Origin of the sequence: Bradyrhizobium sp. CCBAU 53340 (genome assembly GCF_015291645.1) — a bacterium.
Classification (GTDB): domain Bacteria; phylum Pseudomonadota; class Alphaproteobacteria; order Rhizobiales; family Xanthobacteraceae; genus Bradyrhizobium.
Genome location: NZ_CP030056.1, coordinates 152,714 through 173,152 on the forward strand (window position 1 = coordinate 152,714; position 20,439 = coordinate 173,152).

At 58.6% G+C, this 20,439-nt stretch carries 15 protein-coding genes and 6 pseudogenes; 16 read left to right on the forward strand and 5 right to left on the reverse strand.

Features of this window, described 5'->3' with window-relative positions; all coding sequences use genetic code 11:
• Positions 1 to 169: 169 nt before the first annotated feature.
• Positions 170 to 361 carry a hypothetical protein gene (locus XH89_RS37315; RefSeq protein ID WP_128929603.1) on the reverse strand — a complete coding sequence of 64 codons (192 nt, stop codon included), beginning with the start codon at positions 359 to 361 and terminating at the stop codon, positions 170 to 172.
• A 313-nt stretch (positions 362 to 674) separates the two neighbouring features.
• Between XH89_RS37315 and XH89_RS42010 the strand changes: the two are divergent.
• Positions 675 to 1,397: pseudogene (locus XH89_RS42010) on the forward strand (CBASS cGAMP synthase); the annotation flags it as partial.
• A gap of 52 nt (positions 1,398 to 1,449) precedes the next feature.
• Here the strand turns inward: XH89_RS42010 and XH89_RS37325 are convergent.
• The gene (locus tag XH89_RS37325; protein ID WP_128929601.1) at positions 1,450 to 1,869 is read right to left on the reverse strand and encodes a GFA family protein; all 420 of its coding nucleotides are present in this window, start codon (positions 1,867 to 1,869) and stop codon (positions 1,450 to 1,452) included.
• A 56-nt stretch (positions 1,870 to 1,925) separates the two neighbouring features.
• Between XH89_RS37325 and XH89_RS37330 the strand changes: the two genes are divergently transcribed.
• From XH89_RS37330 to XH89_RS37360, 7 genes and pseudogenes are all read left to right on the forward strand, one after another.
• Positions 1,926 to 2,750, forward strand: a complete 825-nt coding sequence (locus XH89_RS37330; protein ID WP_128929600.1) for a hypothetical protein — start codon at positions 1,926 to 1,928, stop codon at positions 2,748 to 2,750.
• Positions 2,751 to 3,155: 405 nt separating this feature from the next.
• On the forward strand, positions 3,156 to 4,349 hold the full coding sequence (locus tag XH89_RS37335) for a Fic family protein (protein ID WP_128929599.1): 1,194 nt from the start codon (positions 3,156 to 3,158) through the stop codon (positions 4,347 to 4,349).
• 58 nt (positions 4,350 to 4,407) lie between these two features.
• Positions 4,408 to 4,824, forward strand: coding sequence for a hypothetical protein (locus XH89_RS37340; protein ID WP_128929598.1), 417 nt, complete (start codon positions 4,408 to 4,410; stop codon positions 4,822 to 4,824).
• 179 nt (positions 4,825 to 5,003) lie between these two features.
• Entirely contained in the window at positions 5,004 to 5,603 is a 600-nt protein-coding gene (locus XH89_RS37345) for a DUF6088 family protein (protein ID WP_128955174.1), read from the forward strand.
• Positions 5,596 to 6,602 (forward strand): annotated as a pseudogene (locus tag XH89_RS37350) (nucleotidyl transferase AbiEii/AbiGii toxin family protein). Before XH89_RS37345 ends, XH89_RS37350 begins: the two are co-directional and overlap by 8 nt.
• 51 nt (positions 6,603 to 6,653) lie before the next feature.
• Positions 6,654 to 7,400, forward strand: a complete 747-nt coding sequence (locus tag XH89_RS37355; protein ID WP_128929596.1) for a restriction endonuclease — start codon at positions 6,654 to 6,656, stop codon at positions 7,398 to 7,400.
• A gap of 129 nt (positions 7,401 to 7,529) precedes the next feature.
• Positions 7,530 to 7,925, forward strand: a complete 396-nt coding sequence (locus XH89_RS37360; protein ID WP_164935606.1) for an AAA family ATPase — start codon at positions 7,530 to 7,532, stop codon at positions 7,923 to 7,925.
• Here the strand turns inward: XH89_RS37360 and XH89_RS37365 are convergent.
• Positions 7,835 to 8,177 (reverse strand): annotated as a pseudogene (locus tag XH89_RS37365) (transposase); the annotation flags it as partial. The gene XH89_RS37360 and the pseudogene XH89_RS37365 sit on opposite strands and share 91 nt — an antisense overlap.
• 125 nt (positions 8,178 to 8,302) lie before the next feature.
• Between XH89_RS37365 and XH89_RS41495 the strand changes: the two are divergent.
• Positions 8,303 to 9,514: pseudogene (locus XH89_RS41495) on the forward strand (AAA family ATPase).
• Positions 9,515 to 9,930: 416 nt separating this feature from the next.
• Here the strand turns inward: XH89_RS41495 and XH89_RS37380 are convergent.
• Positions 9,931 to 11,206 (reverse strand): annotated as a pseudogene (locus tag XH89_RS37380) (DUF2130 domain-containing protein).
• A 315-nt stretch (positions 11,207 to 11,521) separates the two neighbouring features.
• Between XH89_RS37380 and XH89_RS37385 the strand changes: the two are divergent.
• Positions 11,522 to 12,319 carry a type IV toxin-antitoxin system AbiEi family antitoxin gene (locus tag XH89_RS37385; protein WP_128929593.1) on the forward strand — a complete coding sequence of 266 codons (798 nt, stop codon included), beginning with the start codon at positions 11,522 to 11,524 and terminating at the stop codon, positions 12,317 to 12,319.
• On the forward strand, positions 12,306 to 13,226 hold the full coding sequence (locus tag XH89_RS37390) for a nucleotidyl transferase AbiEii/AbiGii toxin family protein (RefSeq protein ID WP_128929592.1): 921 nt from the start codon (positions 12,306 to 12,308) through the stop codon (positions 13,224 to 13,226). The genes XH89_RS37385 and XH89_RS37390 overlap by 14 nt, the downstream gene beginning before the upstream one ends.
• A 1,796-nt stretch (positions 13,227 to 15,022) precedes the next feature.
• On the opposite strand, the gene XH89_RS37395 is transcribed toward XH89_RS37390, so the two are convergent.
• A complete protein-coding gene (locus tag XH89_RS37395) occupies positions 15,023 to 16,087 on the reverse strand; it encodes an XRE family transcriptional regulator (RefSeq protein WP_128929591.1) in 1,065 nt (354 codons plus the stop codon).
• 212 nt (positions 16,088 to 16,299) lie between these two features.
• Between XH89_RS37395 and XH89_RS37400 the strand changes: the two are divergent.
• The 5 genes and pseudogenes from XH89_RS37400 to XH89_RS37420 all read left to right on the forward strand — a co-directional run bounded on the left by XH89_RS37400 (position 16,300) and on the right by XH89_RS37420 (position 20,352).
• A pseudogene (locus tag XH89_RS37400) lies at positions 16,300 to 17,239 on the forward strand (CBASS oligonucleotide cyclase).
• Positions 17,240 to 17,241: 2 nt separating this feature from the next.
• Complete coding sequence (locus XH89_RS37405; protein WP_128929590.1) at positions 17,242 to 17,742, forward strand: hypothetical protein; 501 nt, start codon at positions 17,242 to 17,244, stop codon at positions 17,740 to 17,742.
• On the forward strand, positions 17,739 to 18,635 hold the full coding sequence (locus tag XH89_RS37410; RefSeq protein WP_128929589.1) for an ATP-binding protein: 897 nt from the start codon (positions 17,739 to 17,741) through the stop codon (positions 18,633 to 18,635). The genes XH89_RS37405 and XH89_RS37410 overlap by 4 nt, the downstream gene beginning before the upstream one ends.
• A complete protein-coding gene (locus XH89_RS37415; protein WP_128929588.1) occupies positions 18,635 to 19,801 on the forward strand; it encodes a hypothetical protein in 1,167 nt (388 codons plus the stop codon). Before XH89_RS37410 ends, XH89_RS37415 begins: the two co-directional genes overlap by 1 nt.
• Entirely contained in the window at positions 19,798 to 20,352 is a 555-nt protein-coding gene (locus XH89_RS37420; RefSeq protein WP_128929587.1) for a 3'-5' exonuclease, read from the forward strand. Before XH89_RS37415 ends, XH89_RS37420 begins: the two co-directional genes overlap by 4 nt.
• Positions 20,353 to 20,439: the final 87 nt, after the last annotated feature.

Below are 20,439 nucleotides of genomic sequence, written 5' to 3' on the forward strand. Positions count from 1 at the left end.
TGATTCCGGGACCGTGAACCCATTCGCCGATCCGCTCCGCGAGCTTGTGGAATTGAGGATGCCCTGACCGTTCCGCCGCGACGACGTTCCGGATCGTAGAACAGAGGCTTCTTGAGCTTGGCGCGGGTCGCCACTTACCTCGGTCGAGTTCGCCGCCCGGGCAGCCCCGTCACGCAGGCGGGCCCATTGAGCCTCGATGGCCACGTTGACGGCGCCGATCTTGATGTTGGCCCTGGCGTTCGTCCTTGGTCCCCAGAGTGGCCCAGAGCTCGGTCTTGCCGACCAGGGGCACCTTCTTGCGGATCCAGTAGTTCTCGGAGGTCGGTCGCTTGATCGGCTTGGGCATCTTGAAATTCGACATGGTGGAGCACCTCGGTGTGGGACCGGCCGTACAAGAACCCCTGAAAATGAAGGTTAGGCTTGTAAACAAGGGGTCCGCGACCCCGAAAGGGGGTGAGTCCCACTCTCTCTGCCAGATCGTATTGAAATCACTTATATTTTTTTGAAGTTTTGTTACAAACCACGGCTTGCCCACCGGAAGACCGAATCCTCTCGCATTTTTAACTGGGAAAGAAGGCGCGTTCCGGCGGGACCCTATTTGTTCACGTCACCTCTCGTGTCTGGGCAGCAGCCCACCACATTTTGTTGATATTCCGCTCGATTTGGGGGTGATAATGGCTCTACTCAACTTGCATCGCGCATTCACTGACGCGGCGACCGAGAACGACTATCTCGCCCGGCTCACGGTACCGGAGCCGCGCGAGGGAAAGCTCCGCAAGGCACGTGACGAGATCCGAGAGACGCTTAAGGCTGGATTTTCGGATTGGCAACGCTTCGCGGATCGTAGTTTGGTTATGGAAACGACTGCCGTTCGGAAGGGCGCGACCGAACCTCGATTGCGTCTGAAGTTCCGTATGCAGGGTAGTGCCTCGCCCGCGTATCGCACGCTCAATGATCCGGCACATCCGCCGCAGCAGATTGATTACGACGATGGCGTTTACCTTCCGGTCTCGTTTCTCGCCAAGACGGGAAACCCCGTGATCGCGGCCGCAGGTTACTACCGGTTGGTCGAGACGGTCCTTGCGCCGCTCTGCGAAAAACGAAAATGGACGTTGGATAGACGAGCCAAAAAATGCGTCCGCGTCGTCCTCGACAGCAAAGCTTACATCGACCTTCCGCTGTACGCGATCCCGGATCAGGAGTTCGTTCGGCTGGCCGAGGACGCCGCATTGACCAAGCGGGCTGACAGCGCGCTGTTTCTTGATGCAGAGACGCTCGATGACGAGATATACGAGCGCCTCAATCAGGACGAACTCCGGCTCGCTCTTCGGGAAGGCAAGTGGATCGAATCCGACCCTCGTCTGCTCGAAGATTGGTTTAAGCAGGCGGTGGCCGACCTCGGACCGCAAGTTCGACGCGTCAATCACCTCGTCGGCGCGGGGCGAGATTTCAGCCTGAATTTTCCGGGTGGTAGTTTTCCCGAAAGTGCTTTACGGCACCCTCAATTTGAACCCAGTCGTGTTTCGATTTCTCAAAAACCGATATGCCGGGAGCTGGGTACTTTGGATTTGCCATCGCGCCGACTGCAACACCGATCATCGAAGGCAAGCTGGTGACTTTCCAATAGACCGTTGATCCGCACTGCGGACAAAAATAGTTATGCATTTCCCCGCCGCTTGCAGCGGCATGTGCGAACTCTTTTGAAGTTCCTGAGACGGTAACAACCTCCGCGGGGTAATATGCTCCCACGCCGAACGGCGCACCTGTTCGACGTTGACAGTCGATGCAGTGACAAGCAACGACTATCTTGGACGGTTCTTCCGGGAGCGAGAGCATGACTGCACCACAGTTGCACCTTGCGTAGACCATAGTAATTCCCCATCGTCGTCCGAGACTCACTGCAAAGCACTAGGCTAGCAGATTAGTTGCGCGAGGAGAGTGCGAAAGCGACGGCCCAGGCCGCGCGCGTTCTCGATGAGACCGCCGACAAGATAACTTTGTCCGGCGACTACGTCCGATCGGACAGCGGTTCGCCGGTGCTGGATTCGGATGGCCGGGTGATCGGACTTATGATCGAAGCGACCAACCAGCCGGGCAGCGCGACGCAAGGCATCGCAATTCCGGTGACGCGCTTCGCATCGATCCTCAGCGGTCCGACCGCGTCACCGATCGCGCGAAAAGCCATTCCGAGCATGGCCGAGCTCGGCGGAACCAGGCCGACGAGCACGGCCGTAGATGCTATCGAAATCGCGGTTTCAGGGTGCGTCTTTCTCGGAAAACGTTCGGCTCGGCTCGCCAAAAATACGCCCGACATGCCTTTCGGATTGAGTACTCTGCAGATACTCCTCGACGCAGATAAGCGTGGATTCTTGATGGGCACGAGGCTTTCCCCGGATATCGCAGTCAACCTCCGATCCGATTGTCCGGTCGTCGAGTCTGGATCCGCCTACTACTCGCCCGCGCGCGTCCAATTGAAGCCCGGAGACCGGGTGACACTCTCCGAGATATTGCCGTTGAACTACCTCGACGACGTGTTCTTCTGGGCGCGAGTAACCGCTCGGGGGAGCAACAGTGGTTCGAACGACAGTAACGCGGGCATCGACCCAAGTGCGGCCCCAGCGGACGCCGGCTCGCTTCAAATCGGCGAACGTGATGTCTGCGGCAGCGCTTTACTTGGCCTCCTTACCGTCATCGGTCAGCGCCACGCAGGCGTTTGCCCAAGACCGTGGCCGATGCACGAACTCGGGTAGGAACGCCGCAGCGCAGCACTCGCCGTCATGGCCGCTATCCGCACGTCACGGCGCGCGAGTTTGCCGAATATGTCGCGCGAAGATTATAAACATCCCAGTACGTCGGGACTGGTATTTTTCGTAGTGGGCGGCGAGGCATATGTATGTACCGGCCAGCGAGGAGGGCCGTTGGGTGAGAGGACTGCCTATGAAGAACCTTTCATGTAGAGATCGCAGGACCGGCCAAAATACCGGCCAATCGAAACGTTAAAGGTCTAAAATATGCTTTAAAGTCAATGCCTTGAATGAAAGTTCCAGCGGTCACGAAAGCGCAATCGGAGATCGGCCAATAAATGGGCCAAATTCGGTTGTAATTTGGAAATTCATGCGTAAAATCAGCTAGTTAATTTGCGATAAGATCGGCCAATGGCGATAGAAACACCCCAGCGCATTGAGCCGGCGCGGCTTGAGGAAACGTCCGAGGCCATCGCGGATGTGGTTGCCGACCTGTCGGCAGCCTCGGCCAGGCTCGGTGTCGGGCTTCATCAGCGCACAGCTGCGAACCTTGCCAACTTGGTGCGGCTGATGAACACCTACTACAGCAACCTCATCGAGGGCCATAACACGCGGCCAAAGGACATTGCTCGCGCGCTCGAGGGGGAGCTTGACCAAGACGAGGGCCGTCGCAACCTTCAGCTGGAGGCCGCGGCACATGTACGCGTGCAGACGGAGATCGATCGCCTTACCGCCGACAGCGAGCTCGGTGAGCCGGCCTCAGTGGAGTTTATCAAGTGGTTGCATCGTGAATTCTATCGAGGGGCGCCGGGCGATATGCTCCAAATCCGCGGCAACGACACGACCTTTATGATGGTGCCCGGCGAATGGCGGTCGAAGCCTGAGCATGATGTTGCGATAGGCCGTCACGTTCCGCCATCTAGCGAGCGTGTTGACGACTTTATGCGCTATTTCGAGCAACGCTACGCCTTCAGGCCGCTGAAAACAGCCGGCCGAATCATGGCGATCCCTGCGGCGCATCACCGCTTCAACTACATCCATCCGTTTCCTGACGGAAACGGCCGCGTTAGCCGCTTGATGAGCCACGCTATGGCCCAGCTGGCCGGCATCGGTTCACACGGGTTATGGTCGATTTCGCGCGGCCTCGCCCGAGGCCTCAAATCGCCGAGCGAGTACAAGCGCATGATGGATATGGCGGACTCGTCACGACAGGGAGACCTCGACGGACGGGGCAATCTTTCGCTGAAGGCGCTCAACGAGTTTGTTCTATGGTTTCTCCAGGTCTGTCTTGATCAGGTGAAGTTCATGGACGGGCTGTTTGAGCTTGATAACCTAGGCTCGCGCTTAAACACCTATGTCGAACGCAGCGACACGCTCAAGCCAGAAGCAAAGCGCCTCCTCGAAGAGGCGCTGGTTCGCGGGCAGTTCGAGCGTGGTGACGTCGCCCGGATAACGGGTTTGCCTGAGCGCACCGCGCGTCGCGTGCTTGCTGACGTGCTTGCCGACGGCGTGCTCGGATCAGACACGCCCAAGGGCGCGGTATCGCTCCGCTTTCCGGTTGAGGCCTTGGATGTGCTGTTTCCGCGATTGTTCCCGGAAACGTGATTGCGGGAGTGAGTGGTAGGAGACTCGTTACGCCCCTGAGCGCGCCCAGACACCCGTAATGCCGCGGGAGCGCAGGAAACATGTCGCGCGCCATGGAAAACTGCCCCCTCACAGCGACATCGACATTCCGGTTCGGGTGGATCAGCCAGCAAGGGCGAGAGTCGTCGTCACGTATCGTTATCAGGTGCTCCTGCTTTCCAAATTGCTGAAATCCCAGATTGAACAAGACGCGCAACCTGTTCGGCCGCGCGCCTTGGCTATGCAAGTTTTCGCCAGTCGGAAATCGCCGGCATGTGATGACGTGCCAATTCGTGACCAAATAGAAACGTCCGTTTCGGCTCCAAATAAAACCCATGGCAATGTCCAGGCTCTCTTCATTGAAGAGCTGTTCGAGCGGCACGACAGCCAGCGAGTAACGATCAATTCGGGTCATCGGAACCTCGGTGAATTAGCTTGCGTGACGGATTCCTCATGACACTATCTTAGGGTGCGGGCGTGCGATCCATCAGCCCGCTCGGGAACAAAATCCAGCGTGTTTCGACCTACCTGCTTGATGAATTTAGCAGCTAACCTGCTGATTTTGCTTGGCAAGCATGCTAAGTATTGCAGGCTGTCAGAAATCACTATCTATTTCTGACAGATAGGAGGAGGGGCATGCAGACCGTAGCTGAGCGCATTCTGGAATATGCCCGAACATTGCCCGAAGGCGCCTTGATTGGTGCTAAGGATGCTTTGCATTTGGGGAGCCGTGCAGCGGTCGATCAAGCTCTGAAAAGGCTTTCTGAGCGCAACGAGCTGATGCGCCTTGCTCATGGGTTCTACGTCCTGCCGGTCAAAACCCGGTTCGGTGTACGCGCACCGCAAGCGGAGAAAGTCGTCCAAGCGCTCGCTGCCACGCGTGCCGAAACAATCGTCCCGCACGGGGCAGCAGCTGCAAACGCACTTGGTCTTACGACCCAGGTGCCAACGAAACTCGTCTATCTGACGTCTGGTCCTGACCGGGAGCTTAAGCTCGGCGCACAAACCGTTGAGGTGAAGCATGCGCCAGAATGGATGCTGTTTCCGGCAAAGCCGGCTGCCGGGCAAGCCATTCGCGCCTTGGAATGGCTCGGCAAACGGCAAGCGAACGATGCGCTGCGGGTCCTTAAGCAGAAATTGTCGGCGGAAACGTTGCAAGACCTCATCGCCGTGCGCCCCGCTCTGCCTGCGTGGATGTCAAAATCGATCAGCCAATCGCTGCTAAGCTATGGCTGAATCCTTTCTGACGTTTTCTGCCGAAGATCGGCTTGAGGCACTTGGCGTTGCTGCCACCGCCTCAGCCGACCCATTCATTTGCTTGAAAAAGATAGTTGGGTCGTATGGGCCTTGCAGGGCCTGTTTGAAACGAAGCTCGGCGAACATCTCGTTTTCAAGGGCGGCACCTCGCTCTCAAAAGGTTATGGCATCATCCAGCGCTTCTCCGAAGATATCGATCTCACCTACGACGTTCGTCAGATCATTCCCGAACTCGCCAAAGGCGATCACCCGATACCCGAGACACGCGCCCAAGCCGACAAATGGACGAAGGCTGCGCGCGAAAAGTTAGTCGTGTGGGTCAAAGATGAAGCCCTGCCGGTTCTACAGCAACATGCCGCGGCGACGGGTGTGAATGTAAAATTCCGCGTCGATGCGGATGTGATCTATATCGACTATCACCAAGTCTCCGAAGGTTCCGAATATGTAGCGCCGTCCGTCAAACTCGAATTCGGTGCTCGATCAACCGGCGAGCCGGCCGAGATACGCCAGGTCACATGCGACGCAGCATCTTATCTGCCGGAATTATCGTTTTCGGCAGCGGCGCCCAAGATCATGCTGCCTCAGCGCACCTTCTGGGAGAAAGCCACCGCCGTCCACGTCCTTTGCGCCCAAGGCATCAAAGGCGATCGCATCTCCCGCCATTGGCATGACCTTGTGAAGCTTGATGATGCTGGCTATGCCAAGGCTGCATTCGACGATCAGGATCTCGCAAACGAAGTCGCCGACTGGAAAAGCAAATTCTTTCGCACAAAAGATCGGGACGGCAACGTGATTGACTATCATGCCGCCGTTTCCGGCAAACTCCAGCTCGTCCCTGACGGTGAAATGCGCAAAGAACTTGAGGCCGACTATCAGAAGATGGTCGATGCCGGTTTGCTTCTCGGCGACGCCATGCCTTTTGCCGGTCTGATGATGCGCTGCGCAGATTTGCAGAAGCGTGCCAACGAGCGACATTGATGCGCCGCCGCCCTGTCCATCGTCGGCTATGTTCATTCAATCGCCTTTCGCATGATCACATCGAGAACCCCCTCAAGCTGGCAAGATCTTCAGGAACAGTCCGCACGCATCTTGGCGGAATGCGGGTTTGCCGTCGAAATCGAAAAAAAGGTGAAGCTTGTTCGTGGCCAAGCGGAAATCGACGTCTATGCCGAGGAAACTCTGAAAGGACGAAAATACATCATCCTTTGTGGGTGCAAGCATTGGAGGGCCGCCGTTCCCCAAACCGTGGTTCATTCCTTTCGCAGCGTGATGACGGATGTCGGCGCCCACAAGGGCTACATCATCTCGAGTTCGGGCTTTCAGTCGGGAGCCCGCGATGCCGCGCAGATGACAAATGTCGAGTTGGTCACCTGGGATCAGTTTCAGAACGCGTTCGAGCCGAGTTGGCTCGAAAATTGTTTCACTCCGGTGATCACAGCGAAGCTCGATCCGCTGATGGGCTTTTCCGAGCCGTTCCTGCCGCCCTCGTTTCCCCATTGGCCTGAGGCCGATCAAAACGAATATCTTCAATTGAAGGATGAGCTCGATCCCCTCGGCTGGTTCGCGATGTCGATGGCTACTTATTCGAGGATTCTCCGCCATAGCAGTTATCCACCGCTGCCGCTCAAGAATATTCCCGATCCCACCGAGAAGTATAAGGGGCTTCCCACGGATATCATGAGCGCCGTGGGTTATCGCGATCTTCTCGACGCCACACTTCACCATGGAGAAGCGGCGATTGCGAAATTCCGCGCGGTCAGAGATCGCAACAAGTAAGCCAGCATTGAACCATCTGTCGAACAGTTGAAGCAGTGTCGGTCTCCGACTGATCAGACCGACTTCAGCTTAGCGACACGCATGTAGCGGGTATAGCTGCGGGTACCCGCTGGTTGCGAGTTCGAGTTTGTGACAAGCGAAGGAACGACGGTAAAGGCGGGTGCGGGCAATAGCTTGAGCAATCGCCTTGCAGTCTTCAATGAAGATTTCATCGACCTGAATCTGCAATGGTCGGCTGGTCGGGCCAAACCCGTCTTCTACATCGGCCGAGAACAGGCCGAGTTAGCCGCCGAGCTTGCAAAGAAGGAGGCAGCGCTACCGGTTGCCAACGAACGCAAGATCGCGGCAGAAGCGCTCTTTCGCGCAAAGGAGCAACAGCTAGCAAACTTCAAGCGTGCGCATGCTCGTACAGTCTCAACAGAGCTGCGGCAGGGAAGCCGATCGCGGTTCTTGCAGAACACGGTCGCGTCCCACACCGAATCGTCCGCAGACAAGCCGACGAACCAGCGAAACAGCAGGTTGTAGTCAAGCTGCTCCATCATGCCGTTCCGACCGCACCGTGTAGAACGCCTGCAGCAACAGCGCTCGCAACAGCCGCTCCGGAGGGATCGATGGCCGTCCTTCGCGGGCATACAGCCGATCAAACGACCGCGACAAATCCTTCAGCGCCGCATCAACGAGTTCCCGGATCGCTCGCAGCGGATGGTCCGCCGGGATCCGGGTCTCCAGCCGCACGTAGCTAAAAAGGCGTTCCGCATGCTCATCTTCGCCGCGCATCCCGTTCCTCAATCGAAAGGAATCAACCGCATGCACAGAATCACACTCCAGCCGCCTCACGAAACGACTTTTTCAGCAGCCTGCTAGAAGCGGTCGAGACAGTTCTCAGTCCGGCGGTTGCCGCCATCGACGCAAAGTTAGCCCGACCGACAATTGCGCTACGGGAGGAACTGGCGTGGAACGACGACGAGACGATCGCCGTGACGTTGGGCTTGGTAAACGCCTGGGTGGGCACGCTCAACGCTGCCATCAAGCAGCACAACGAGACCTTCGCGCAATTCACCCAACGGCAGGATGAAGCCCGTCTTGCTCTGAGGCGCCACCATTTGGCTGACAAATCCCAGGAGTTTCAGAACGCGTGCGACGCGGTGAGCGAAGCCAAAACGGACGTTGATGCTAGGACGCTCAGTTACAATCAACTTCAAGAGCAAGCCACGGACTTGCGATCTCGGATCAAAGAGCACGGTCAGGCTGCGGAGAAAATCAATCGCTTGATCGAGGCCTACCTTGGCCACAAGGAACTTTCTATTGCAAGCGTAGAAAAAGGCTATGAAATCCACCGTCGCGGTAGGCCGATAGACAGCAGTCCTAGCGAAGGGGAGAAGACGGCGATCGCACTCTGCTATTTCCTTTCAAGGCTTGAGGCTGAAGGGCGTTCGATCAAGGACCGTATCCTCGTCGTGGATGATCCGATTTCTAGCCTGGACAGCAGAGCGTTGAACTAAGCGTGTTCCCTTCTTTTAAGTCGGCTTGGGAATGCAGCTCAGGTGTTCGTTTTGACACACAACCAAAACTGCATGAACGAGTTCAAGAAAGCCTGGAAGGGTTTCCACAAACCTCGCAACGAAGCGACCCCGCCTACGGCAAGCCTCCTGTTTTTAGATGTCAAAATTCCAAAAGGGCTGGACGGACGCTCAACAGCTATTGTTGAGATGTCAAAGCTGCTCCGTGAGGATGAGTCTGAATACCACTACTTGGTGGATCACGTCCTGAAGTTCAACGCCAGCGCAGATCCAGACTACGAATACGCCTACATGATGCCGAATGTACTTCGGCGAGTGCTCGACGTTTTCTTAGCGTTCCGGTGCCCGGGAAGTGCAGGTTTCGCTTCGAAGATGGGCCAGTTGCGAAAAGATCATGCTACGCTCGACGGCGAGCGCCTGGCCGCGCTGGAACGTCTCGTGCAACTGGAATCGCACTCCGATAACATCGATGACCTAATCGGGTTTTCCTCTATGACGCTGGAGGAGAGTAAGGCTGCCACGGCGGCCTTGATCGCGATGATGGAGGCCGTAGACCCTACCCATCTGGCTGGGCTGCAACGACTATGCCGATGAACCCTTGTCGCAGTTCCAACCCGGCGCAAAGAACACAGCTATGCTAAAGTGGTCCAGTTCGGAGGCAAGGACCTTGTTGCCTGGCCGACTAGACCACGACGGCTGGTGAGCAGATCGTGCTGACGGCGAACGAAGTAAGGGCACGCGCAGAATCCACTGCACGACTGCGTGCTGTTTGTCCTTCACGGTATCACCTTGGGCCGACGCAAGAAATCAGGGGGAAAGATCGACTTGCAGCGTCCGTGGAAGCCAGAGAACGACCGTTTGAAGCCGGTCACCTTTATCTATCGTCGCAACAGCTGATCGTTTTCCGCTTTAGTATTCGCCATCAATGGCGATCGAGCCCAATCGCTGGATGCAGCGCAAAGAGGGTAGGGGACGGATCACCCAGTTTTCCGTTCGGCCTCGACAGCGTTCTACAACAGCGGAGCATCTAGGCTGGGAATCTCCGGCATGGCCTTGCCGGCAATTGCCTGCAGGTCGCCGACCATGCCCACGGTCGAATCGATGACGGCCAGGATTTGGGTTTCCCGCTTGGCCCATTGGCCGGCCCATAAACTTGCGCTCCTTGTCGAGATCCTCGCGCATATCGTTGAATTTCTCAACGACAGCTTCGACCCGCTGTCGAAACTTCGTGCCTGTCAGGTAGTGATAGACCTGCTCCATCTTGGTCTGCTGGCCCTGCTGAACGAGGCGTGAGCTGCTCACGTCGATCAGACCCTGGCGGAGCGCCACGGCGACCGGCAATGCGCAACGCGGATGAGCCACCCATACGCCGTCGACGAGGTCAAATTGCTCGATTTGTTTCGGCAGCGCGTGGGAGATGATCAGAGCGACGTCGGCGCCGGAACGGCGCTGGTCGTCACGTAATTTGGCGAGCCACACGTCACTCCATGCCTTGGTGCGTTTAGTTTCCCAAAGGATGATGCCGGCAGATTGGCCGATAGCACCATTTACTTGCTGAATTACGTCCGCCCCGAGCTCACCTTTTCCCACCGGCTCAATCGAATCTGTCGGAAAGCGTCCGCGCAGAAGATCTTCGAGCTCGAGTTCGAGCACTTCCCCTTGGGATTGCTGTGATCCCTGCTCGGCCTTTCGCTTAAGTTCCTCGATCGTGCGCGTCATCGACTCGATGGTCTGGTCTTTCTCGGCAACGCGCAAGCGCGCAGCCTCGTCGGCTTCGTGCCTGGCCTTGATCTGGATTTCGCTGATTGAGGCCTGCACGCGCTTCTCTATTGTCAGGTCGAGTTCGCGCTTTTCCTCTTCGAGTGCGCGCTGCTGTCGCATCAGTTCGGCTTGCTGTTTTTGGGCCTCGGCAAGCTTTGCGTTGTTGGTAAGCAGGTTGGCTCGCAGCTCCGCAGCTTCCGCTTCCTTCGCCTGCAGCTCGGCGGCGGCCGCCTCTCGCGCCTTCTTGCTTTCGGCCGCGACCAACTGGGCACGTTCGGCGGTCAATCGCTTCGCAACGTGATCCTCGATTTGCTCGCGGTCCTTAGCGACCTGCTCGCGTTCCAGCCGCAGTGCCTCTGTCTTACGCTCCATCTCTGCATCTTTGCTGGCCAGCTGCTGTTGAAAGCGCTGACGGGTTTCAGCGAGGAGGGGAGCGGCCAATGACTCCGTCAGACGGATCTCGTGATTGCAGTTGGGGCAATGTAGGGTCGCCTCGTGCGAAGCGCCGGTTGCTTTGAAACTCATGAATTCCCCATCATCGTTGCAACCGGATTCAACATGATCTGTGCGTGATTGCGATGTCGCTCGACTTCATGTCCACATACGCGTCGTCGATTTCGACCTTGGCCGGCGGGTTTTCCACCGACACGTCGATCTACCCGAACGCGTGCACGAGCAGCCTCGCACGAATGTAGTCCAGAATAGAACAAAATAGGAACGCGCGTCAACTTTGGATCCCGAGGTGAGTTTGTATGACGACGATTTTACTTAGTCTGGCCATGGGAAATGGATAGAACTTAAACCTTGGATATAGTTTGAATATGCGCTAGTTTACTTAGTATGGCTGAGCAAAAGGACAGAAAGCTAAACAGGCTCGAAAGGACCCTTCCGCAGGGACTTCTGGTCGATGCCGCCTGGATGGAACGACATGGATATTCCACCAGCTTGCGCAGCCAATACGTATCGGCCGGCTGGCTCGTTCAGCCGGCGCGGGGAACCTTCAAGCGCCCGCTCGGTGAACTCTCCTGGCAGGGCGCCGTCGTGTCACTCCAGCGATTGCTCGGCTCCGACTTCGTCGTTGGCGGACGCACCGCCATCGAAGTGCAAGGCTTCGGCCACTACCTGAGCCAGACGGGTCCTTCGACCATACATCTATACGGAACGCGGTCTGCTCCCGGCTGGCTCGGCAAACTTCCGCTCAAACAGAAATTCCGCGTTCACCGCACGCAAAGCCTGTTCAAAACGCACGGGAGCCTGCCCACATCAGAGTCGGGGACAACGCGGGAAATACCGGGACCATTCGACTGGCCTCTCACGGTATCGACGCCCGAACGCGCGTTTCTCGAACTGCTCGACGAATTGCCCCGCCACGAAAGCTTCCATCACGTCGATGCACTGGCGGAAGGCTTGAGGAGCCTGAGCCCCCGGCGGCTGCAAATGCTTCTGAACGACTGCAAAAGCGTCAAGGTCAAACGATTGTTTTTCTGGTTCGCGGAGCGACATCAGCACGCTTGGCTCAAACAGATCGACAAGTCGAAAGTCAATCTCGGCACGGGAAAGCGCATGCTCGTCAAGGGCGGCAAACTCGACACCAAATACCTCATAACCATCCCAGACGACCTCAATGCCCCTGTCTGAAAAATATCGGCATCAAGTGGCCTTGTTGATCGAGACGATCCCGTTCGTCGCGGCGGAGCCCGATTTTGCGCTCAAGGGTGGCACCGCCATCAATCTCTTCCACCGAGATATGCCGCGCCTATCGGTCGATATCGACCTGACATATCTGCCGGTGGCTCCGCGTCCCGAATCTCTTGCGGCGATAGATGCGGCGATGAAGCGCATGACAGAGGCCATAAGGAAAGGATTGCCGGGCGCGCGGCTGACGGAAGTCGTCAATCCCCGTGAAAAGATCGTCACCAAGCTGACCGTCCAGAAAGGCGACGCGCAGATCAAGATCGAGATCACGCCGGTGATCAGGGGCTGCGTCTTCGAGCCGGAGCTGCGCGACGTGTCGCCGAGCGTCGAAGAGACGTTCGGCTTCGCGCAGATGAAAGTCGTTTCGTTCGCCGATCTATACGCCGGCAAGCTTGTCGCGGCGCTCGACCGGCAGCATCCGCGCGACCTCTTCGATGTCCGCGATCTGCTCGCCAACGAAGGCATCACGGACGATCTCCGCAAAGCGTTCATTGTCTACCTCATCAGCCATGACCGGCCGATCTCCGAGGTCGTGGTTCCTCGTCGCAAGGACATCCAGCACGAATTCACGCACGGCTTTGAGGGCATGACCGCCGATGAAGTGACCCTGGACGAGTTGCTCAAAACCCGGGAAACGCTGATCGCCGAAATCGCGGGAAAAATGCGGCAAGCTCGCAAGGACTTCCTCATGGGATTCAAGCGCGGCGAGCCGGATTGGAACCTGCTAGGCGTCCCTGACGCAGCGGACCTGCCGGCGGTGCGCTGGAAGCAGATCAATCTGGACAAGCTTCCTGCCGAGCACAGGGCGACGCTCGTCGCGCAGCTCGAGAAGGTCTTGCGCAATGCCTGAGGTCGGAGGAGGGGATCTCAGTCGAGCACGCTCGTAGCAACTTGTTGAGAGAATTTTTGGGGTACGCCCGCCACCCAGCGAGCCCAGAGCTTGCGGGCTTCAGCTCAGCCGCCTATCGAACAGTGGACGCGCCTACCTATGCGTGCCGTACACGTTTCCGGTGCTTGGATTTCGGTAGGAGCCGCCTTTATGAGAAGAGCCCGAGCCGCCGATGTAAGTCCCGCCGTGGCTAGAGGTATGATGGTCTCCACCATACGACACGCGGCCGCCAAAATGGCTACCACCTATTCCAACAGCAGACGCTCAGAAATGCTCGCTGTTGTGTTTGTCGGATTTGCGCATTGAGGGCATGAACCGCAATATCGTTCTCGTCTTTATCACCGCCTCTGGCGGCAAGAAGATGCGCGAGGCAGGCTTGGCGAGATTTGCCCACATCGTCTTTGCCGATCGTAGCTTGCTCGAGAAAAGGCGCGCGATGCGCCTATCCGCTGAACGCGCGTCGATGTTGCAAGCCGGATTCGCCACCTCGGGTGAGAAGCCTGATCATGGCGACCCGGGTCGGCGCCGAGTATGCCGAAATAGATTATTCAAGGTAGACGGAGGGGAGGGTGAAAGCCTGACTCGGTATTGGTGCGCTCCTTCTAGCGCTCATCATTGGCGCGCAGTTCATCACCATCTTTGTTGTCCAGCCTATTGGCGCGTTACCCGAGGGGCGGACCGTCGTCATAGCTCGCCTTACAAAGCTGAACTTTATCGACAGCGCGGACGCCTTTTGCGACCGAACAATGGGTGGTGTCAGCCTCCTGTGCCAGGCTGCCGTCCTCGGCAAGGTCACGAAGGAAGGTCCCATTCTCCTGCGTCTTCCTTATTCGGCGACCCTTTATCAAATCAGCACCGGCGGCAAACACTACGACCGATAGAAAGCGGCGAGCCGCCTATGAGGTTCGCGTTCGCCAGGAACGATGTTGCCCTTCGTTAGCATTGAAGTGCGAGAGTCTATCGCGCCATCGACCTAAAACTCCCTCGTCGACAGCTGGCGCGCCAGGGCGACAGCAGCCCTTGGTCTGAGTTGCATGTCGGGCTTGATGGCAAAATGAAACTTCTTCCTCTTGATGAAGGAGAATGGTCCAACCTCCTCGGGACCTAGGCCGAGCGTCGAGGGATTTTGCGCCTATTGACTTTGCGCCGCCGGTTTCGATGGTCCAGAGACCGTCCCGGCGGGCAGGGGGTATGGATACGACCTCTGGCGTGAGCTCGGCGCTTTCGCGGTCGTCTTCGGGGGGGGGGCGTGGTGGATCGTTCACGCGCCGAACCGGGTCAGTCGTCGCCGAACTTCCGTCGTTGGAAGCCGGCAGCGAGGATGCCTGGAAATGGCAGTTAAACCCGCGTGCAGTCGGCTCAGTTCGCAGTGGTTGCCGTCGGCGAGCTGGTCGAAAATCCATAGCACGCCGTGCATTTGCAGCCCGACCGAGGTCGCCAACTCGCGCAGCCCTCCGTCGCCGGTCAGAAGCGTCCATTGGCGGGCCTCCGCGATGGCAAACGCGAACGTGTCCGGCGTGGAGAGATGAGCGCGTTGCCGCGGACTGTCGTCGCGCGGGTCAATTCTGCCGGGGACAGCTCTTCGACCCGTAGGCCGAGCGCAGTAAGGCGATCGCCCAGGTCCCCGGCCAGCTCTCGAACAAAGAGCAGGTCGGGGACCGCAAACTCAAAAGGGAGACGAAACAGGTCCTCGAGCAAGGCGCCTCGCTCCAGATCGATCAAAACCGAGGTATCGGAAACGAGGACCGCCAAGGTGCTTACGCCGCAACTTGATCCAGACGAGCGTCCAGTTCGCGAACCGTTATTCCCAGCAGTTCAGCGGCCCGGGCTTCGCCGATGACTCGTTCGGCCAGCGCACGATAGCAAAGCCTCTCGAAGCGCTTCGGCTCCTCGAGTTCAGGCTTCATCCGGCCTGGCTCTTCATAGGGCGCCGTCCGCCATCCCCGTTCCGCGAAGATCTTGAACAGCCGGCCAAAAGCGGACTGGCTGATGATGCCGAGATCCTTGCAGCGATAGGCGATGGCCTGGATGCTGACGCCAAAACGCTTCTTGAGCGCGACCAGCTCGCCAAGACTGATCGACGATCGGCTGACCCCAACTTCGGCCCGAAGGACGTCGGCCGGCATCAGGAAGGCGCCGGCAAACCGATGCGCCGCCTTTTCCTCATCGACGCCGGGGGATGGGGCCAGCACCATATGACCGAGCTCATGGGCGAGATTGAAGCGCTTCCGCTCCGACCACGTGCTTTGCTTGATGACGATTACTCGCGCAGCGTTGCGGTCCTTGCGTCGCACCTTGGCGGCAAGCCCGTCGATATCGTCGAGATCGAGCGACAGGATCTTGATCCCGCGCTCCTCCAGAAGCTCGGCGAGCTGCGGGATGGGATCGTTTCCCAAACCCCAGTCTTCGCGGACAGAGCGAGCCGCATCTTCGGCGTCCCGGACATCGGCCACCGGATGTGGTGCGCTGCGTGGCTGCTCCCAATCGATGCTGCGCATCTGGAGCAGGTCCTCGATCGCGAGATAGCGCTCCAGCATGTGAATCGCGCGGGCTTCGAGGGCGGCTTCTTCCCGGAACGACGTGCCCGCCTTCTTGCGGAACTCGACGCCCTCAAGGGCAAGTTCGTCCTCGCTGAGCAGGTAATCCTCCGTCACGTGGAGCGTCGCCGCCAAGGCGATCAGCACCCGCGAGCTCGGCATATCCTCGTTTCTCTCATATTTGCCAATGGCTTGGGCCGATACGATGCCATCCATGGCGTCAGCGAGGCCACGCAACGACAGGCCCGAGGCCGACCGTGCGACCTTAAGCTTGTGTCCGATCATCTGGGCCTCCTTTGCGTCTCAGTTTACAGAAGTACGATATGGGCACAAATTTGTAAACCAAAAACCCTTGATGCGCGGAAAATTGAGCCTATATGGCCCGCATACCGCTCCATTGTCCCGGATTTGTAAACCGGTCTGGGTCGGACAAGTTCCACTGTGGCGTACTTTTGCGCCAGCCGCCGGCGAAACCGACCAGCAGGAATCGAGCAGCGATGTTGAACAATACTCAACTGCGGTACTACGACAGCAACGTGCTGCGCCTGCCTGCCGACAAGCGCAAGGAATACCACGAGCAGGTCGATCGCTTGATCGATGAACTCCGCAAGACCGTTCGCGACAAGACCGAGATCAAGATCACTAAGGTCGTGAAGGCCGGCCTTCGCCAAATACACGATTCTGCGGAAGACCGCTGTCGATCCGGTCGATGTCGATGTCGTTTTTTACATTTCTGGCCGAGACGTCAGCAAGGAGACGCTGGATAGCCTGAACGACACGATCTACGCGCTGCTGATCAAGCAGTATCCGAACAAGTCGGTCGAGGATTTTGAGATCCAGCGCAAGGCGGCGACCGTCACCTTCGTGGGCACGGGCCTCAGCGTTGATATCGTGCCGGTCATCGAAGACGAGAACCGCGCCGGCTACGGTTGGCAGTTCGACATTCACGACGGCACGAAGACGCAGACCTGCGCGCCTTGCCAGATCAAGTTCGTCCGCGATCGCAAGGACCAGGACGCGGATTTCCGCACCTTGGTGCGCATGGCCAAGAAGTGGCGCAACCAGGCGGAACTGAAGCCGCTGAAGTCCTTCGCCATCGAGCTGATCATGGCGCATGTCCTCGCCAAGCAGGGCAACGGTGCAAGCATCGAACAGCGCTTTCGCAATTTCCTCCTCTACGTCGCGCAGTCGCAGTTGAAGGAAGAGATCAAGTTTCCCGAGAATGTCGCGCCATTCACGACGTTCTGCGATCCGGTGGTCATTCTCGATCCGGTCTACAGCCTCAACAACGTGACCAGCCGGATTTCCGAGGACGAGCGGAAACAGATCGTCGCCGCCGCCCAGGAGGCCTGGGAGACGTCCAATTTTGCATCGGCCGAGAACGACAATGAGGTCTGGAAGGAGATCTTCGGCCCTCGATTCAAGACGGAGGACTGAAGATGAGCATGACCCAGGTCAGAAGCGCGAGCGCGACCTACACCTACGTCGACATCGAGAACGTCGTTCGGCGCGTCAACGCCGATCTCGTGATGATCGCGGACAGCACCGGCTGCTGGACTCCGGAGGAGGCTCGCAACTACGCCCATGACATCGAGGTCCTGGCCAAGGACGGCTACCTCAAATGGGTCGACGTCACGCTGATCAGCAGTGGGGTCGAGATCAAGGCCGTCAGGTTCGAAGTCGATACCGACGCCGGCTCGCTGTCTACGAGCCGGCCCGGCGGCGTTCTTTGGCCGAAGGTCGCAGGGGCCAAGCTTCGTGTCGTGCTGAGCTACACCGACGACTACACCAGTGCCGCACGCGAAGCCACGAAAGGTAAGCTTAAGATCGGTTGGGTGACCTGCTACGACGATACCAGCCATGCCGCTCTCTCGTCGGCTGGCGGCCGCAACTATGTCAGCAATGCCTATGGCATGCAGCGCAAGGATTGGGCCTCGTGAGTCAACCCAGCATCTTCGACAGCGAGACGCCGCTGCCCAGCGATACGCTGGCCAAACGCGAGAAGACCCTTCTGGGGTTCGATACCCGATATGCGCGGGTCCACGATCAGCTTCGTCTGCTGCTGAATGTCCGCGAGCTGGCGGGCTGGAGCCACAAGAATCACGGCAAGAGCCTTCCGATCTGCGATCTCGTCGCCGAGCAGTATCCGCTGGTGATCTTTCACGGCGATGTCGGCACCGGCAAGACCGCAACAGCGGAGTGCATCGCCAACAAGTTGGTAATCGAGGCCAGAAGCGAAGATTCGATCCTGTTCAAGCTGAGTAACCGCGTCCGCGGCAGCGGCATGGTCGGCGAGATGGGAACATTGATCGCGGAAGCCTTCAAGAAGGTCATTCAATCGGCCGGCAAGCACCGCCGCGCGGTCCTGATCATCGACGAAGGCGACAGCCTCGCCGCCTCGCGCGCCCAGGAGCACAGCCACCACGAAGACAAGGTAGCGGTGAACACGCTCATTCAGGGCGTCGATGACCTGCGCCAGTACGGCGGCCGGATCGTGGTGATCCTGTGCACCAACCGGCTGTCGGTCCTGGATCCTGCCTTGTGCCGCCGCGCCGCCATCATCGAGGAGTTCCGCCGTCCAACGGACGACGAGCGCCGCCAATTGCTCACGATGGATCTGGCCGGGTTGTCTCTGACGCCCATTCAGCTATCGCAGCTCGTCGAAGCCACCGGAGCGCGGGCAGGCAAGCCGTCCTGGACCTATTCGGATATCAGGACGAGGCTCTATCCGGCCGCGCTGGCAAAGGCCTTCCCGAGCGGGCCACTGCGCTTCGATCAACTCAAGCTCGCCGCCGCGGCGATCACCGCGTCGCCGGTGATGGAGGATCGCTGATGGCGCGCTCCCCTCTGTTCGGCCGGCGCATCCACATTGCCGGCAGCATCGTCGAAGACCTTGCCATCGCCTCGACCGCCGACGTCAATCAGGCCCGCGAGCTCGTTGCTGCGCTGGTCAAGGAATTGGCCCGTCGCGGTGCGAATTTCGTCGTGCCTGTCGACGCTGAACCTCTGCGCAAATCCGACGGGCTTCCGATCTGCTTCGACTGGCTGATCTGGAAGACGCTCAGGGAGAGCCTCGCGTCACGCCCGGCGAATGTTCCGGGCCCGCTCGCGGTCGCCGTGCAGCACCACAAGAGCGAAGATCAGGTCCCGGCTGAGTATGCCGACCTATGGGACGAGCTGCGCAGCTCGCCAATGGTCAAGATCGAGAACGCCGCGCACTGGAACATGGCCAGCAAGCGCATGGAAGCCCAGGCCCGCTTCGGCGATATTCTTGTCGCGCTCGGGGGGACGGAAGGGGTCCTCTACCTCGCAAATCTCTACCACGATGCCGGAAAGCCGATCATTCCCCTCAATCTTCCCGTGTCGCCGGAAACGGCGGGCGCTCGCCGGCTCTACAGCTTCGGATTGACTAGCAGCCAAACCCGCCGCCTGTTCCAGGTTGCGGATGACGGCGACGCCCATGACTGGCTCAACAAGATCCGGTTTCCGCCGCGCCAGTCCATCCCCGATCGCGTCGCGGTCCTCGTCGACCTGCTCGAGTCCCTGGAAAGACCAAAGGCCTTCGCGGTGCGGCTGCTGAATCCGGCGCTGCCGGACTATGCCGACGTGCAGGACTTTTTCGACACCGTCGTGCAGCCGGTGATCGAGAACGAGCTTGGCTACCGGCTCGTCGTCATCGACGGCCGGCAAGCCCACGACCATGCCCGTATCGATCAGGAAATCTTCGCCAAGTTGCACCGCAGCGCCGTCGTGATCGCCGACATTACCGGCGGACGATCGAATTGTTTCCTCGAGCTGGGATATGCTCTGGGTCGCGGGCTGCCTACTATGGTGACGGCGCGTGAGGGCTCGGACCTGCCGTTTGACATCACCACGCTCTCTGGCCTGCATTGGAAGAACAGCGGCGCGGCCGAGGATCGCCGGCGCGCCTTCCGCGAACATTGGCAGGCGATCCGCACGCGACCCTCGCTCGTGCCGGCGGAGCCATTGATCTCATGAGGCGTAAAACCGAAGTGTTCGTCTCAGTCGACGTTGAAACCGCCGGGCCGATCCCCGGTGAGTACAGCCTTCTGTCGATCGGCGCCTGCGTTGTCAACGATCCGGCAAAGACCTTCTCCTGCGAATTGAAGCCGATCAATCGCAATGCCGATCCGAAAGCCCTGCAGGTTTCCGGCCTGTCGCTGGATGAGCTTGCCAAGAACGGGCTCGAACCGGCGGAGGCGATGCGGGCCTTCGCGCAGTGGCTCGACGCGCTTGTTGAAAAAGACGGCTCGGTCGTCTTCGTCGGGCTCAACGCGCCGTTCGATTGGTCATTCGTAAATTATTATTTCCATCGGTTCACGGGCGATAATCCATTCGGGTTCACGGCTTTGGACATCAAGGCGCTTTTCATGGGTGCGACGGGGTGCGATTGGGCCGATACGCGATCGAGCAAAATGACGGAGCGCCTGTCGCCTCGGTTGAAGGGCGATCATCAGGCCCTGCATGATGCGCAGTATCAGGCCGAGTTATTCAGTCTCATTCGAACCAAGCTCTTGGGAAATCGGTAGAGCATGGCGGGAGACATGAAGCGACGCTCGCTCATTGTCGAAGGACCACTCGCATTCGCGATGCAACTTTTTGCAAAGCAACTACGT

What these genes read in the sequence shown, in the direction of transcription:
- XH89_RS37385 (WP_128929593.1), top strand. Translation starts at nt 11,522, where the DNA reads ATGGCTGAGCAAAAGGACAGAAAGCTAAACAGGCTCGAAAGGACCCTT.
- XH89_RS37405 (WP_128929590.1), top strand. Translation starts at nt 17,242, where the DNA reads ATGAGCATGACCCAGGTCAGAAGCGCGAGCGCGACCTACACCTACGTC.
- XH89_RS37390 (WP_128929592.1), top strand. Translation starts at nt 12,306, where the DNA reads ATGCCCCTGTCTGAAAAATATCGGCATCAAGTGGCCTTGTTGATCGAG.
- XH89_RS37420 (WP_128929587.1), top strand. Translation starts at nt 19,798, where the DNA reads ATGAGGCGTAAAACCGAAGTGTTCGTCTCAGTCGACGTTGAAACCGCC.
- XH89_RS37325 (WP_128929601.1), bottom strand. Translation starts at nt 1,869, where the DNA reads ATGGTCTACGCAAGGTGCAACTGTGGTGCAGTCATGCTCTCGCTCCCG.
- XH89_RS37315 (WP_128929603.1), bottom strand. Translation starts at nt 361, where the DNA reads ATGTCGAATTTCAAGATGCCCAAGCCGATCAAGCGACCGACCTCCGAG.
- XH89_RS37415 (WP_128929588.1), top strand. Translation starts at nt 18,635, where the DNA reads ATGGCGCGCTCCCCTCTGTTCGGCCGGCGCATCCACATTGCCGGCAGC.
- XH89_RS37345 (WP_128955174.1), top strand. Translation starts at nt 5,004, where the DNA reads ATGCAGACCGTAGCTGAGCGCATTCTGGAATATGCCCGAACATTGCCC.
- XH89_RS37340 (WP_128929598.1), top strand. Translation starts at nt 4,408, where the DNA reads ATGCCGCGGGAGCGCAGGAAACATGTCGCGCGCCATGGAAAACTGCCC.
- XH89_RS37355 (WP_128929596.1), top strand. Translation starts at nt 6,654, where the DNA reads ATGATCACATCGAGAACCCCCTCAAGCTGGCAAGATCTTCAGGAACAG.
- XH89_RS37395 (WP_128929591.1), bottom strand. Translation starts at nt 16,087, where the DNA reads ATGATCGGACACAAGCTTAAGGTCGCACGGTCGGCCTCGGGCCTGTCG.
- XH89_RS37335 (WP_128929599.1), top strand. Translation starts at nt 3,156, where the DNA reads ATGGCGATAGAAACACCCCAGCGCATTGAGCCGGCGCGGCTTGAGGAA.